At 46.3% G+C, this 15,492-nt stretch carries 17 protein-coding genes; 6 read left to right on the top strand and 11 right to left on the bottom strand.

The genetic code is table 11. From position 1 onward, the window contains the following. Positions 1–16: 16 nt before the first annotated feature. The gene (gene can, locus C3D30_RS13650; protein WP_000651596.1) at positions 17–679 is read right to left on the bottom strand and encodes a carbonate dehydratase; all 663 of its coding nucleotides are present in this window, start codon (positions 677–679) and stop codon (positions 17–19) included. A gap of 108 nt (positions 680–787) precedes the next feature. Here can and C3D30_RS13645 point away from each other — a divergent pair, with 108 nt between their 5' ends. From C3D30_RS13645 to C3D30_RS13630, 4 genes are all read left to right on the top strand, one after another. Then, positions 788–1,714: an ABC transporter ATP-binding protein gene (locus C3D30_RS13645; RefSeq protein WP_000150637.1), complete on the top strand. Its 927-nt coding sequence runs from the start codon at positions 788–790 to the stop codon at positions 1,712–1,714. Continuing rightward, positions 1,711–2,481 carry an ABC transporter permease gene (locus C3D30_RS13640; protein ID WP_000972201.1) on the top strand — a complete coding sequence of 257 codons (771 nt, stop codon included), beginning with the start codon at positions 1,711–1,713 and terminating at the stop codon, positions 2,479–2,481. The genes C3D30_RS13645 and C3D30_RS13640 overlap by 4 nt, the downstream gene beginning before the upstream one ends. Positions 2,482–2,585: 104 nt before the next feature. Beyond that, on the top strand, positions 2,586–3,026 hold the full coding sequence (locus tag C3D30_RS13635; protein WP_000901973.1) for a PTS sugar transporter subunit IIA: 441 nt from the start codon (positions 2,586–2,588) through the stop codon (positions 3,024–3,026). Positions 3,027–3,082: 56 nt separating this feature from the next. Continuing rightward, positions 3,083–4,309 carry a polysaccharide deacetylase family protein gene (locus C3D30_RS13630; protein WP_105286989.1) on the top strand — a complete coding sequence of 409 codons (1,227 nt, stop codon included), beginning with the start codon at positions 3,083–3,085 and terminating at the stop codon, positions 4,307–4,309. 3 nt (positions 4,310–4,312) lie between these two features. On the opposite strand, the gene panD is transcribed toward C3D30_RS13630, so the two are convergent. Beyond that, positions 4,313–4,693 carry an aspartate 1-decarboxylase gene (gene panD, locus C3D30_RS13625; RefSeq protein WP_000621508.1) on the bottom strand — a complete coding sequence of 127 codons (381 nt, stop codon included), beginning with the start codon at positions 4,691–4,693 and terminating at the stop codon, positions 4,313–4,315. Positions 4,694–4,966: 273 nt separating this feature from the next. Here panD and C3D30_RS13610 point away from each other — a divergent pair, with 273 nt between their 5' ends. Further along, complete coding sequence (locus tag C3D30_RS13610) at positions 4,967–5,887, top strand: Rpn family recombination-promoting nuclease/putative transposase (protein WP_000339895.1); 921 nt, start codon at positions 4,967–4,969, stop codon at positions 5,885–5,887. 68 nt (positions 5,888–5,955) lie between these two features. Beyond that, positions 5,956–6,183 carry a hypothetical protein gene (locus tag C3D30_RS13605; RefSeq protein WP_105286988.1) on the top strand — a complete coding sequence of 76 codons (228 nt, stop codon included), beginning with the start codon at positions 5,956–5,958 and terminating at the stop codon, positions 6,181–6,183. 94 nt (positions 6,184–6,277) lie between these two features. On the opposite strand, the gene panC is transcribed toward C3D30_RS13605, so the two are convergent. From panC to C3D30_RS13560, 9 genes are all read right to left on the bottom strand, one after another. Beyond that, complete coding sequence (panC, locus tag C3D30_RS13600; RefSeq protein WP_000905367.1) at positions 6,278–7,129, bottom strand: pantoate--beta-alanine ligase; 852 nt, start codon at positions 7,127–7,129, stop codon at positions 6,278–6,280. An 11-nt stretch (positions 7,130–7,140) separates the two neighbouring features. After that, on the bottom strand, positions 7,141–7,932 hold the full coding sequence (panB, locus tag C3D30_RS13595; RefSeq protein ID WP_105286987.1) for a 3-methyl-2-oxobutanoate hydroxymethyltransferase: 792 nt from the start codon (positions 7,930–7,932) through the stop codon (positions 7,141–7,143). A 114-nt stretch (positions 7,933–8,046) separates the two neighbouring features. Further along, positions 8,047–9,288 carry a fimbrial-like adhesin gene (locus tag C3D30_RS13590; RefSeq protein WP_105286986.1) on the bottom strand — a complete coding sequence of 414 codons (1,242 nt, stop codon included), beginning with the start codon at positions 9,286–9,288 and terminating at the stop codon, positions 8,047–8,049. Positions 9,289–9,334: 46 nt separating this feature from the next. After that, entirely contained in the window at positions 9,335–9,931 is a 597-nt protein-coding gene (locus C3D30_RS13585; protein WP_000553774.1) for a fimbrial-like protein, read from the bottom strand. 26 nt (positions 9,932–9,957) lie between these two features. Further along, complete coding sequence (gene yadL / locus C3D30_RS13580; protein ID WP_105286985.1) at positions 9,958–10,572, bottom strand: fimbrial-like protein YadL; 615 nt, start codon at positions 10,570–10,572, stop codon at positions 9,958–9,960. Between the two features lie 5 nt (positions 10,573–10,577). Then, positions 10,578–11,153 carry a fimbrial protein gene (locus C3D30_RS13575; protein WP_016159368.1) on the bottom strand — a complete coding sequence of 192 codons (576 nt, stop codon included), beginning with the start codon at positions 11,151–11,153 and terminating at the stop codon, positions 10,578–10,580. Between the two features lie 15 nt (positions 11,154–11,168). After that, positions 11,169–13,766, bottom strand: a complete 2,598-nt coding sequence (locus C3D30_RS13570) for an outer membrane usher protein (protein ID WP_105286984.1) — start codon at positions 13,764–13,766, stop codon at positions 11,169–11,171. A gap of 34 nt (positions 13,767–13,800) precedes the next feature. Beyond that, on the bottom strand, positions 13,801–14,541 hold the full coding sequence (locus tag C3D30_RS13565; RefSeq protein ID WP_105285885.1) for a fimbrial chaperone: 741 nt from the start codon (positions 14,539–14,541) through the stop codon (positions 13,801–13,803). A gap of 109 nt (positions 14,542–14,650) precedes the next feature. Beyond that, entirely contained in the window at positions 14,651–15,235 is a 585-nt protein-coding gene (locus C3D30_RS13560; RefSeq protein WP_021550212.1) for a fimbrial protein, read from the bottom strand. Between the last annotated feature and the right edge of the window lie 257 nt (positions 15,236–15,492).

Genomic DNA, 15,492 nt, shown 5'->3' with positions numbered 1-15,492 from the left:
ATCCGGCATGGCGAATTTATTTGTGGTTGATGTGCTTCAGCTTGAGGTTGGAAATCCCGTGGCGGTAACGTTGCTCCAGGGTTTCGCGGTTGGTGGCTGTGACATCCAGGTCACGCAGTAAGCCGTCGTGAATGCCGTAAGCCCAGCCGTGAATGGTGACTTTCTGCCCGCGTTTCCACGCTGATTGCATAATGGTGGAGTGACCCAGGTTATATACCTGTTCCATTACGTTCAGTTCGCACAGGGTATCCAGACGACGTTCCGGCGGCATTTCGCCGAGCAATGAGCTATGTTTGAACCAGATATCGCGGATGTGCAGCAGCCAGTTGTTGATTAGTCCCAGTTCCGGGTTTTCAACAGCAGCTTGCACGCCGCCGCAACCATAGTGGCCACAGATAATAATATGTTCAACTTCGAGAACATCCACTGCATACTGAACCACGGAGAGGCAGTTTAGATCGGTGTGAATGACCAGGTTAGCAACATTACGGTGAACAAAGAGTTCGCCCGGCTCAAGACCGGTTAAACGTTCTGCAGGAACGCGACTGTCGGAACATCCAATCCATAGAAAGCGCGGTTTTTGCGCTTGTGCCAGTTTCTCAAAAAACCCGGGATCCTCTTCCACCAGCATTTTTGACCATAGTGCATTATTGCTGATGAGTGTATCTATGTCTTTCATGGAGGTTAACGACCTGTAACCAAATAATTACGTTTGGCTAATATAGGGCAACTCCGGGACGATTTAAACCACAGATAAAGTGTAAGAACGTAAGGTAAGTAAAAATTTATGACCATTGCACTGGAACTTCAACAGCTTAAAAAAACCTATCCAGGCGGCGTTCAGGCGCTTCGTGGAATAGATTTGCAGGTCGAGGCGGGTGATTTTTATGCGCTTCTGGGGCCGAATGGGGCCGGGAAATCGACCACTATCGGTATTATCAGCTCGCTGGTAAATAAGACCTCCGGGCGCGTCAGCGTATTTGGTTACGATCTTGAAAAAGATGTCGTCAACGCCAAACGCCAGTTGGGGCTGGTGCCGCAGGAATTTAACTTCAACCCGTTTGAAACCGTACAGCAAATAGTGGTGAATCAGGCGGGGTACTACGGCGTAGAGCGCAAAGAAGCGTACATCCGCAGCGAAAAGTATCTTAAACAGCTCGATCTATGGGGAAAGCGTAACGAACGTGCACGTATGTTATCTGGCGGGATGAAGCGCCGTTTAATGATTGCACGCGCACTGATGCACGAGCCTAAACTGCTGATTCTTGATGAACCGACAGCAGGCGTGGATATCGAACTTCGCCGCTCAATGTGGGGCTTTTTGAAGGATTTAAACGACAAAGGCACCACCATCATTCTCACCACGCACTACCTGGAAGAAGCAGAAATGCTGTGCCGCAATATCGGCATTATTCAGCACGGTGAACTGGTGGAGAATACCTCGATGAAGGCGCTGCTGGCGAAGCTGAAATCGGAAACCTTTATTCTCGATCTGGCGCCGAAAAGCCCGTTGCCGAAACTCGATGGCTATCAGTATCGACTGGTAGATACCGCCACGCTTGAAGTTGAAGTGCTGCGTGAGCAGGGGATCAACAGTGTGTTTACGCAGTTAAGCGAGCAGGGCATTCAGGTATTAAGTATGCGTAACAAAGCCAACCGTCTGGAAGAGCTGTTTGTTTCACTGGTTAATGAAAAACAAGGAGATCGCGCATGATGCATCTTTACTGGGTGGCGTTAAAAAGCATCTGGGCGAAAGAAATTCATCGCTTTATGCGTATCTGGGTGCAGACGCTGGTGCCGCCGGTCATCACCATGACCCTTTACTTTATTATCTTCGGCAACCTGATTGGTTCGCGCATTGGTGATATGCATGGCTTCAGCTATATGCAGTTCATCGTACCGGGGCTGATCATGATGTCGGTGATCACCAATGCCTACGCCAACGTTGCATCATCATTTTTTGGTGCCAAGTTCCAGCGTAATATTGAAGAGTTGCTGGTAGCGCCGGTTCCAACGCACGTGATTATCGCCGGATATGTCGGCGGTGGTGTCGCGCGCGGGTTGTTTGTTGGTATTCTGGTGACGGCGATCTCGCTGTTCTTTGTGCCGTTTCAGGTGCATTCGTGGGTATTCGTTGCTTTAACGCTGGTGCTCACAGCGGTGTTGTTCTCCCTTGCGGGTTTGCTGAACGGTGTGTTTGCCAAAACATTCGATGACATCAGCCTGGTGCCAACCTTTGTGTTAACGCCACTCACGTATTTGGGCGGGGTCTTTTACTCCCTGACTTTGCTGCCGCCGTTCTGGCAGGGGCTGTCGCATCTGAACCCGATCGTTTATATGATCAGTGGTTTCCGCTACGGCTTCCTCGGCATTAATGATGTGCCGCTGGTCACTACTTTTGGCGTACTGGTTGTTTTTATTATTGCGTTTTATCTGATCTGCTGGTCGCTGATCCAGCGTGGGCGCGGCTTGCGTAGCTAAGTCTATCTCCTCTCCTCCGGATGCGGGGGAGGGGAGTTTTGACGGCTATCACCCTTTATCAACACTGGTCAGGGTAGACTGATTTTCGGCTAAGGAGGAAAGCGATGTTAGGTTGGGTCATTACCTGTCACGACGATAGGGCGCAAGAGATACTGGATGCGCTGGAAAAAAAACATGGTGCACTTATCCAGTGTCGGGCAGTGAATTTCTGGCGTGGGTTAAGTTCAAATATGCTTAGCCGCATGATGTGCGATGCTCTGCATGAAACGGACTCTGGCGATGGGGTGATTTTTTTAACCGATATAGCAGGCGCTGCACCTTATCGCGTTGCGTCGTTATTAAGCCACAAGCATTCTCGTTGTGAAGTCATTTCTGGGGTGACGTTACCGTTAATTGAGCAGATGCTCCCCTGTCGGGAGACAATGTCCAGTGCGGCATTTCGAGAGCATATCGTGGCATCAGGAGCACCTGAAGTCAGTAGCCTCTGGCATCAGCAACAAAAGAATCCCCCTTTTGTCCTCAAGCACAATTGGTTCGAGTATTAAATCGCATTCTGATTTTGCTACACTAACTGCGTTGTTTCTCGCCTGGTAGTTTCCTCATGATTAAAAAGATAATTTTCCTGGTGCTGCTGGTTTCATCTGCTGTCAGCGCAGCACTTCCCACGCGTTATATGCAAACCACTCAGGATGCGACTATCTGGGGAAAAATTGGCGACAACACGGTAACAGTCGGTAACATTCGTGCCGGGCAGATTATTTCGGTCATCCCAACCGCAGCCGATTATTATGAATTCAATTTTGGTTTTGCTACGGGATATATTGATAAAGGCCATCTTGAACCTGTACAAGGGCGGCAAAAAGTTGAAGATGGTCTGGGCGATCTGAATAAACCACTGAGCAACCAAAATCTTATTACCTGGAAAGATACGCCGGTATATAACGCGCCCGATGCAGGCAGTGCGCCATTTGGCGTGCTGGCCGATAACTTGCGTTATCCCATTATCAATAAATTGAAAGATCGCCTGAATCAAACCTGGTATCAAATTCGTATTGGCGAACGTCTGGCCTATATCAGTGCGCTGGATGCGCAGCAGGATAATGGTATTCCTGTATTGACCTACCATCATATTTTACGCGATGAAGAGAATACCCGTTTTCGGCATACTTCGACCACGACCTCGGTACGTGCATTCAATAACCAGATGACCTGGTTGCGCGACAGGAGATATACCACGTTGACCTTGTATCAACTGGAAGGATATCTGCGTAATTCGATGAATCTACCCGCTCGCGCGGTTGTGCTGACGTTTGATGATGGTTTGAAGTCGGTGAGTCGGTATGCATATCCCATTCTGAAAAAATACGGTATGAAGGCGACGGCATTTATTATTACCTCGCGTATTAAACGCCATCCACAAAAATGGAATCCACAGTCATTACAGTTTATGAGTATTTCTGAACTGCATGACGTCAGCGATATTTTTGATTTCCAGTCACATACCCATTTTTTGCATCGTGTGGATGGTTATCGCCGCCCCATATTACTTAGCCGCAGTGAGCATAATATTTTGTTTGATTTTGAACGTTCACGTCGGGCGCTGACGCAATTTAATCCGCATGTATTGTATCTTTCTTATCCGTTTGGCGGATTTAATGCCAAAGCGGTTAAAGCGGCAAATGATGCCGGATTTCATCTGGCGGTGACGACCATGAAAGGTAAAGTTAAACCGGGGGATAATCCCTTGTTGCTAAAACGGCTTTATATCTTAAGAACGGATTCGCTGGAGACGATGTCGCGGCTGGTGAGTAACCAGCCGCAGGGGTGATTATCAGGCAACCTGAACCGGGATCGCTTTTGCGGTACGTTTCATTTCGTTGTCGCCTTCAAAGTAGGCGACGTTTGGCCGCCAGGTACGGGCTTCGGCATCTGGCATAGTGACGAAGCTGGCGATGATGACAATATCGCCGACGCTGGCGCAGTGAGCCGCCGCGCCGTTGACAGAAATAATTCTCGAACCGCGCTCTGCCGCGATGGCGTAGGTGGAGAAACGCTTGCCGTTGGTGACATTCCAGATATCAATGGCTTCGTTTTCGAGAATACCGGCTGCGTCAAGAAAATCCTGGTCAATGGCGCAAGAACCTTCATAGTGCAGGTCCGCATGAGTCACTTTCACGCGGTGGAGTTTGCCCTGCAGCATCGTGCGAATCATAACTTCTACCTTTCTACCCTGTCGTTAACGAAGCAGGCGGAGCCTGCTTTGAGAAAATTCTCACGCAGTATTGCCCGATTTTTGTTTAGTGTCTACTCATCTGACGGCATTTGCATCAGCAGTTTGCGTACCGCGCCGAAGCCCGCCATGCAACGCCTGTAACCGATTGAAATTTCTCTGAACGCTGCTCGGTAAACAACAAAGAGGCGGCTGACGACTGCGTGCCTTGACTGGATACTGCCTTCACGCAAGACAACACGGAAGGCAGGTAAGATGGACGCACCAAGTACCACGCCGCATGACGCGGTGTTTAAACAATTTTTAATGCATGCGGATACCGCTCGCGACTTCCTCGACATACACCTGCCTGAGGAATTGCGTGAGATCTGCGATCTCAACACGCTGCATCTGGAGTCGGGAAGTTTCATCGAAGAGAGCCTGAAAGGGCACAGCACCGACGTGCTCTATTCCGTGCAAATGCTGGGTAATCCCGGCTATCTGTATGTCGTGATTGAGCATCAAAGTAAGCCGGACAAAAAAATGGCCTTTCGCATGATGCGCTACTCTATTGCTGCCATGCACCGACATCTGGAGGCTGACCACGATAAGCTGCCGCTGGTGGTGCCGATTCTGTTTTATCAGGGCGAGGCCACACCTTACCCGCTCTCCATGTGCTGGTTTGATATGTTTTACTCACCGGAACTGGCGCGACGCGTCTACAACAACCCTTTCCCGCTGGTGGATATCACCATCACGCCGGATGACGAAATCATGCAGCACCGGCGGATTGCGATCCTCGAACTGCTGCAAAAACATATTCGCCAGCGCGACTTAATGTTATTGCTGGAGCAACTGGTCACGCTGATTGACGAAGGGTACACTAGCGGAAGTCAGTTAGTTGCCATGCAAAACTATATGCTGCAACGCGGTCATACTGAACAAGCGGATTTGTTTTACGGTGTGGTGAGAGACAGGGAATCGGGAGGGGAGTCTATGATGACGTTGGCGCAGTGGTTTGAAGAGAAGGGAAGACAGGAGGTAAGACAGGCGGTGAGACAGGAGGTAACACAGGAAGTAAGACAGGAAGTAAGTCAAGAATTCGCCCAACGTCTTCTGAGTAAAGGAATGTCTCGGGAAGACGTTGCAGAGATGGCAAATTTACCTCTTGCTGAGATTGATAAACTGAGTAATTAAGTTGTCGGTATTATCAGTTATAGCCAGATAATTGTTATTGTTAACTGACCAGATAATTAAGGGAACCTATGGACATAAAGACACGGAGAGAAACCAGGCAGACGTTGGCGCAGTGGTTTGAAGATAAGGGATTTCAGAAGGCGTATCAGGAGGCGTTTCAGAAGGGATATCAAGAGGGACTCCAGAAGGAAAGGCAGGAATTCGCCAAGCGTCTTTTGAGTAAAGGGATGTCTCGAGACGATGTTGCAGAAATGGCAAATTTACCTTTTGCTGAGCTTGATAAGCTGATTAACTAAGTTGCCTGCGATATGAATAATTGCTTACAGACGTCATCGCCATGACGTGGGCAAATGAATAACTGGCACCATCAGCCGTAGCGCCAGTTAAATATTACGCCAGCTCGACCATTTTGTTGTCGATCAGGCGAGCATCGCCAAGCCAGGCGGCTACCAGAATCACGGCGCGTTTACTGTTTTCAGTGACTTCCAGCAACGTGTCAGCATCACGAATCTGAATATCATCGGCGCGGAAACCTTTTTCATTCAGTTCTTGCCCTGCAATAGCAATAATCTCATCAAGATCCCGCTCTCCAGCCTGCAATTTGTCTGCAATCGAACATAAAACCTTGTACAGACCTGGCGCAATTTTGCGTTGTTCTGCCGTCAGATAACCGTTACGAGAACTGAGCGCCAGACCGTCTTTGGCGCGCATAATTGGCACACCGACAATCTCAATATCAAAGCCCATATCGGCAACCATTTTGCGGATCAGCGCCAGTTGCTGAAAATCTTTTTCACCGAAGCAGGCGATATCGGGCTGGACCAGGTTGAACAGTTTGCTGACGATGGTCGAAACGCCACGGAAATGGCCTGGGCGGCTGGCGCCTTCCAGCATGGTGGACAGCCCCGGAACGTCAACATAGGTGTGGGTTTCTGTACCGTTCGGGTAGATCTCTTTTACTGATGGAGCGAAAACCAGATCCACTTTACGTTTGTTTAGCTTCTCGCAGTCTTCCTGCAAGGTGCGTGGATAGCGAGCCAGGTCTTCCGGGCGGTCGAATTGCATCGGGTTAACGAAAATACTGACGACGACCACATCGGCGCGGGCTTTGGCTTCATCGACCAGCTTCATATGGCCATCGTGCAGGTTACCCATGGTAGGCACCAGCGCCACTCGCTTGCCTTCCATACGCAGGCGGCGAATTTGCTGGCGCAGCAGCGGAAGGGTTTCGATAATTAACACAACGTGACTCCTTAATGGAAACTGTGTTCTTCGCCCGGGTAAACGCCGGACTCCACTTCAGCCATATACTGCCGCACAGCCGCGCGGATGTCGCCCGCTTCGGCAAGGAAATTTTTGGCGAATTTAGGGATGTGACCACCGGTTATGCCGAATGCGTCGTGCATCACGAGGATTTGTCCGTCGGTTACATTCCCCGCGCCAATACCGATAACCGGAATCGCCAGCGCCTCGGTAATACGTTTTGCCAGCTCAACCGGCACGCATTCCAGCACCAGCAATTGTGCGCCTGCGGCTTCTAACGCTAATGCGTCATTGAGTAAACGGTCGCCTGCATCGCCGCGCCCTTGCACTTTATAACCGCCGAAAATATTCACCGACTGCGGCGTTAAGCCCAAATGCCCACACACCGGAACGGCACGTTCGGTCAGCATTTGAACTGTTTCTACCAGCCAGGCACCGCCTTCGATTTTGACCATATTCGCACCCGCGCGCATGACAGTTGCGGCGTTTTCAAATGCTTGTTCAGGAGTGGCATAAGCCATAAATGGCAGGTCAGCCAGCAGCAGACAGTTTGGCGCACCGCGACGAACGGCGGTTGTGTGGTAGGCGATATCTTCCACAGTGACGGGGAGGGTGGAGTCATGTCCCTGAACCGTCATTCCAAGGGAATCACCCACCAGCATGACGTTAATTCCTTCATCGGCAAACAATTTTGCAAAGCTATAGTCGTAAGCAGTGATGGTGGCGAAGCGTTTTTTGTCCTGTTTACATTTTTGCAGCAGGGAAATGGTAGTCGGTTTCATAACGTGTCCTGATGGCTAATGTCAGATCTGTTGGCATTCTATCAGGCGGAGAAGGGGGGGCAATCGTTTTAGTGGGGCACATCGTCAGTTGCCTGACGATGTGCCTTATGTGAATCAAGGGTAGGTGATCTGGAAAGTACTGGTCGCTTTAAATTCCCCTGGGGTAATCTGGTTACTCCCATCCTGCTTTAATGTTGCCTGGAAATGAAGGGGCTGGGAAGTTCCCCGATCCATTTCAGGATAAATACCGCCACTACTGTCAGTTTCAGATTCATAATCTTTGTAAACTGAACTATTGTTATTTGGTTCGAGAATAACTTTTTGTGAATGTACAGAGTTGGGTAAGCCTTCAATAAGAACGCCAACGCCCGTAGCACTATCTGAACTTGTTAATGTATTACCCAGCAACTGTCGATTTGAAATCCCAACTTTTGTCGATGTCATTTTTGCTTCAATGTTGCGTATGCGGATACAGTTTTGCAGGGAAATATCAAAGGGGACTGGCGACGCTGAATTTGAAGATATTTGTCCCGCAGTGTACTCCCCTAAATTAACCGTTGAACCACTGACGGTGGGACCGGTAAGTACGGATGTAAAACAGGTGGGCAACGTAATATATAAGTTTACCAGGTTAAAGTCGATATAGATATAATCACTGCTAATATTTCGACCAGCGTTATAGGATTTAAAACTATATAAATAATTTGAAGTGGTCTTTAATCCAACCCGCTGATTAGCTGTTGGATTAAATGTTTGATCAGTATAAAATTCAATGGCGAGATTCTGAACTATACCACCGATAGACCAGTATGAGCCTTCTTTATTTGCATAGTTATTGCAATAACGCTGTAGGTTTGTGTTGCTAATATTGAAACTAAAAATGTATTTATCTTGTTCACCAATATAAAACTCATTGATAGAGGCCACTGTATTCCAGGCCGTCCAGATTTTCGATATTTTTAGTGTGTAATAGAGGCCTGGAACAGTAGTTTCAAATAATTGATGTCCACCGTAACTTTTGCCTGAATTAACCATTTTATGCTCTAGAGTCATCGGCGCACCACTGGCACTGCTACTTGTATTACAAAAAAGTACGCCGTCTCCGTCGACGCCTGCAGAGTCTAGCTCTATAAAATTTAGGATGACTCCAGTTGGGCCAAGTTGAGTTGGTTTATAAAATACAAGATTGTTCGTACCCGCCGAATAACGAAATGTCGCCCTACCTCCTGTAGTTGGACCTGCAAAACCTGTAGGTGGTCCCTCATTACCAGCAATAATACTGGTGTTGTTAGCCTTTGCTGTAACACTCAAAATCAGCACGCATATAAACGTTAAAAAATGAAACACTGCTTTCATAATCACTCCATTGAACATAAAATTATCTTATCCAATATCAGCGTATTTATTCATAATAAATATCAATTAAGACATTACTGGTGACTTGTCCGGATGTTATAGGCACGGAAGTATTGATTTTTTGCATTCGCGCATAAAATTTCCAGGTGGAATTATTCATTGCTGATGTCATTACTGGATAGAATGATCGAGAAGTTCCTGTACTACTTAGAACATTAAATTTATTTGCCGGATCCTGGATGGAAAAAATGACTACGCCGACATTAGTCGCCCCTGCCGCATTATCGTTAGCAAAAATTTGTTGGGAGCCTGCTGCCATCACGCCATTGAGTGCTCTGAAGTCTATATGCAACTGACTGAGAACATCTCCTGTTTCCTGAAATGCGCAGTCTGTAACAGTAACTGTAAATTCTTTTCCCCCAGGTTGATAATCTTCTGGGGATGTATTATCGGAAAAGTATCCCACACCGACGACCCCCAGATCGATATTACCCAGATTACTGACTCCGCTTTGACAGGTACTATTCTTTACATTTGCCGTCATATCAATATCCATGCCGGCAATAGCGGGAGAGGCCGTGGACAATATTAAAGACAAAAACAAACCTGTTTTTTTCATCATATTACGTTGGGTGGGATGCATGGTGAGTTCCTGAATATGATGGCCTGTTAGTTGTAGGTTACGGTGAATGTTGCCGGAGCAGAAAAGGTTCCGGCGGTGACATTACTGACAGTTTTGTCTTTATCCACTACCAGGCGGGCGCTCATTGGGTAATCCACAACATTGTTGCCCGTTGCAGTTGCGATCGTGACTTCTTTATTTGCAGGTGCAACGCAACTAAATTGTGCCGCATTGCCTACTGCGGGAGTAGTCGTACTCCAGACTTCTACGGCAACGGCGCTTGCTTTACCTGTGCCGGTAGAACCATTGGCAAAACCGGGACCATCGTTATTTATTCCTTCACAAGTTGCGCGTTTAGTCAGATTAATCTGGGCTTTTTTCCCAGGAATACCTGCACAGTCTTTAAACTGTAATTTAAACGTTTTAATCTTGGATTTGGCATTGATTTCAGAAATATAAACATCACCAAATTCCACAACAGATATGGGTTGATTGCTATCATTGAGCAGCTTTGCGTCGCAGGTCCCCATCTCTACAGTAGTAACAACAGTCAGTCCAAGGCTATCAGTAGCCGCATATAAAGGATTAGTGAACTGAAATACCGCCAGAGCTAAACCAATGGATAATCCAGAACGTAATTTTTTATTTATCATTACTGTCATCCTTATTATTCATAGATGAAATTGAATGTCGCTTTTGCGCGAAAGTTTCCTGGAACGCCTTGTCCTGCCGATGTCTCGCGTAGCGCAACGGTCATTGCAAGACCACTGGTATTGATTTCTGTTAAACTCCAGCGAATTTTTTCTGCGCTGTTTGGTTTCAGAAATGTTGAATCATCTGCACTCTGCCTTTTTATTCCCATACCTATATAATCGGTTGTTGAGGAGGAATCCGATGCAAGTGGGATAATCAGTTTTGGAGAGGTGCCGGACTGATTACCTGACAGGGTAGTGTCGATCCAACTGATTCCGCTGCTACACCCACTGGCAACTAATTTAAAGTCTGCCTGGGCTTCTGTTGCTGCATTAACAATTTTATCCAGCCCCATATTGGGCATTCTTAATGTGTAATTATCGTTTCCATCATTTGTGACGCTAGAGCCATTTAATGCAGTCAGAGTGATATTACAGGTTGTTGCTTTAACTGTTGCCGTAAAATCAACATTAATATCTTCAGCGAACGCTGATGGTGATAATAGCAATCCCATCAGTATCACTAATTTATGCGGTATCATTTTTATCATTTGCATCCCTTATGGTTACTGAATTTGACAACTAATCCCATTGATAATAAGCGTTTGTGCTATTTTTTCTGGCTCTGCATTTTGTTGATAATGGGCAAGACAACTGACAGGTTTACCCTCTTCGAGCCATTTAACCTGGATATTTCCCTGTTGTTCGATACCACGAACAAAAGCCTGACCACCTTGACCAACATTGCCAATAACATTGCCTCGTTCGTCATATATATCTGCCGCAAAAGGAATGTTTTGACCATCACTGCGTTTAATGTTCAAAATGGCAGATTGTCCCTGTACCGTTTCAAAACCGGCGAAGATCACTGACCCCTGACGTGGTACGGCAACTGTACTGGTGCTTTTCAATTCAACATCATTTTCAATATCTGTAATATCCAGAGCAATGCGGTTTTCATGATAAGGAGAAAGCGCACTGGTAACGCCATAGCCCCAGCGATCGACCGTACTATTACCGTAATTTATGCGAGCGCCTTTTGCTCCAGGGGCCTGAACAACTGCCAGTGTGTCTGAGTCGCTGAAACTGTCATTACTGAATGTCAGACCACCGCGATGTAGTACAAAACCACCGTCAGTATTGAGAGAAAATTGACGGCTGTTATCGCTACTTGCGGAAACTGAACCAGCCAACGTACCCCAGGGGGATTCATAACTGGCATAGCCTCCGATATAGCTCAAATTGTTACTGGATTTATTCATCGTATAGCCAGTATTCACGCTGTAACTGACACGATTGTTTTCACTAAAACCACTGCTGCTGACATTGAGTTGGTTGTTGCCTTTAAAGTCACTATTTAACTGAGTATCAATAGTCTGAAAGCCAGAATCGCGGTGTTCTGTACCCAGAAGCTTTTCAATAGGAATGGTGAAACTGAGATAAACACTGTCTTCGTCTTCACCTTGTTGAGACCATGAACGCTGTGCACTGATGCTATAACTGCCCCAGGATGCACTATTACTGTAACCTATTGAGTAATTGCTCCGACTTTGCCCGGAAACCCAGTAGTCAGACCAACTTCCGGAAAGATAAAACGAACCGTAATCTTCTTTTTCATATTTCAGAGGCTGGTTAATACTTACCGTAACCTGATTTTTCATGCGTGAGTAATTGCGCATGGATTGCGGTTCAAGATCTTGTTCTGGATGCTTTACCTCATCAATCAGAGTCAGAGCATCATTGAGGCCAAGGTAGTTTTGTGTTGAGTAACGATAAGCTGCGATATTGAATGAAGTGCGTGTATCTTCGAACAATTTATTCCATGAAAGACGATAACTTTGCCCCTGATATGTTTTATCGTCCGGGATGCGGACATTGGAGTGAGTCACATCGACAGAAAATGCGCCAAGGCTGGTATTAAGGCCAAGCCCCAGTAATCCTGCGGTGTAGTTATTATCGGTAAGTTGAATACCTGTATAACCCGTCAGGTAGTTGTTTAAACCATAGTAATAGCTGGCCTGGAATAAGTTAGGCTCATCTTGAATATCATCTTTTAATACCTGACCACCGCTGATATCCCACCGACCAACGCCTGGACGTAACATTTGTACTACCGATGAAAATGGCTGTGAAAAAGTGCGTTTGCTTCCATCGGATTCTTCAATTGTGATGATCAGATCGCTGCCATAGCCTGATGGGCTGAGATCATCAATGGTAAATGCGCCAGGCGGTACAGTCGTTTCATAGATCTTATAACCACCCTGAGTAACGGTAACTTTTGCGTTAGTGTTGGCGACGCCATGAATAATCGGGGCAAAGCTGGCCAACGCCGGAGGTAACATTCTACTGTCGCTATAAAAGCGAATACCGCGAATACTGACCGAATCAAATGTTTCACCAGTGGTATATGATTCGCCAATAATTAGTTGTGAGCGTAATGAAGCGAGATCGCGTTGTAGATACCGATTCTGAAAATCATAATCGCCATTAGAATTGGTCATCCAGCTGTAGTTACCTGAGGCGCGCAAGCGCCATGCTCCTAAATTTACGCCACCGTTAAATGCGGTATAAATGCTGTCATTTTTCCTGTCAGGACTTTCACTGTGATAACCGTTGATGTTGTAAGACAGCATGGCGGCGTTAATACCGTCTTCCCACAATGAAGGATCAACATAGTTTTGATAATTCTTCATTACCCATGCCTGGGGAACATCAATATCCAGACGTTGATCGTTCACATCATAACGGACAGATGCCTGTGGAATCATTGCTGCAATGTTGAGGCAATCGCCCAGTTCTTCATCACGCTCAAGCAAGACGATTGTTTCGCTTATCGCCTCTGGTGGCGTAATGTGAAACTGATACAAATTCTTCAGCGTGATACAGGCCAGTGCGTTTTTTTTCCCTTCAACAACAATAAAAGGGATGCTCTGATTGGTAACCGGTTGATTATTAACATAAATACTTACGTCATAAATACCCGGTAGCGTGGGGTTGCCCTCACTGTATCGACTAAGGTCAATATTGGAAGTATTCTGTCCCATCAGGAAGGTTGGGTCGTATTCAACTTGTTCTGCGCTTAGGCAACTGGAGCTATAAAGCAGCGCGCAAAACGTAGCGATCTGCGTGAGGTTGTGATGAATTATCGTTGTTTTATAGGGCACGTTCTGCTTCCTGCTACGTTATATCTTTGCCAAATTACAGCCTGGCTTCGCCTTCAATTGCGCCACCAAAATCGTTAATGGCGTAGAAATGCACTTTTGCTGAGGCAGTTTTGCCGCTGATACCATTTACCTTGATGACATCGTCACTGAATGGCGCAACCATCTTCATATCAAGCGGATAGCGTTTGCCATTGGCTTCTAAATCGCCACTACTAAAAGAGACGTGATAAGGCGTTGGATTAGAAACGCGTAATGCCGTTTGGCCTCCAGCAGCAGCCCAGGACCATTTCAGGGCTAGCGGAGCTTCAGAAGGATTCCCACTTAAACCTTCCGGGCGATAAAAAAGTTTGATTCGGGTGCGAAATGCCAACTGGAGCAGGCTTTGATCAGCCACTTTTTCGGCGTCAGGTTTTGGCGGAACTTCCAGCACGTTAAACCAGAACACACTTTCTTTGTCTTTTGGCAGAGGAGTGCTGGCGGTATACATCAGTTTGATGGTTTGACCCCGTTTTGCATCAATACGGGATACGGGGGGAGTTGCAGTAAATGGCACGGAAATAGAACCTGGCTCGGCATTATCATCACCCGTGTCTAACCAACTCTGAACAAGTAAAGGATTATTGCCTTTATTTTCCAGACGAACATTTACGCTTTTTTGATCACTTTTATAAATGACACGCGTACCAGAAATTACAATATCCGCTAACGCTGGTGCGCTAAAAGCCATACAAGCCGCGATACAAAATGCTGCTGTATGTTTGGTATTTAAAAACATAAACCATCCCTGACAGAGTTAATAGGAACAAGGGAATAAACATCAGGAGTCTTTCTCACGGATGTTATTCCCTATATAAATTCAATCAATTCATTTGATTGATGAATAATTACCGGTAAGTTACGGTATATGCTGTATTGGTTCTTACAAAACCAGCGGTCGCAGCCGTGCTTGCATCTTCACGAACGTAAGAGGCTTTGAAATCAAACGTTGCAGATTTTGATGTGGCATCCAGCGGTTTTGAATAGATATCGCCTGTGTTATTGATTTTAACTTGTTTAATAGTAGAACCATCAATGTTGTGCAGAGCGATATTCACACCAACAGACGGGGTGTTGATGGACATATCGTTATTCAGCGTACCTTTGCTGTTACCAAAGAAAACGGTGCCAAACGTCATATCAGCGGTAGTGCCAGGTGCTGGGTTAGCTTTGCTGCAGTCAACAGTGATGCTAAAAGGTTTAGCTTTGGCACCAACGGTTGTTTCCAGTACGCCGTCAGAGATATCAGCAACGGTAGCGGTTTGCAGCAGGATCAGACCATCATTATTGCCGCCATCAACACGCGTTTCACAGGTATTATCTACTACCAGACCGCTGATGTTTAACTGACCACCATCTAAAGCTGCTGAAGCAGAACCTGCAACCATTGCCAGCACCAGGCCGGACAGGGCAAAACCTAATTTTTTAGACATAAAAATCCTTGAATAATATTCCATAAGCAGATGACTTATCTTGTAACACCGGCGTCAATACATAACGGATGTGCAACAAATAAGTTTGTTAATGATAGATGCCTGAACTTACCAAATGTTACAACCATTCATCATTAAGCCGCATATTGTGCATATCTAATATTATAAATCCACTTAATTAGATTTTAAGTAAAACTAAATTTTAAAATGGTGAAGGATGGTGTATGGAAGTTGGGAGTATTCAGAGATATTAATAT

The organism is Escherichia sp. MOD1-EC5433 (assembly GCF_002966005.1).
In the GTDB taxonomy this organism is placed as follows: domain Bacteria; phylum Pseudomonadota; class Gammaproteobacteria; order Enterobacterales; family Enterobacteriaceae; genus Escherichia; species Escherichia ruysiae.
The sequence above is the reverse complement of the archived record's forward strand: the minus strand, read 5'-3'. Positions and strand labels throughout refer to the sequence as shown.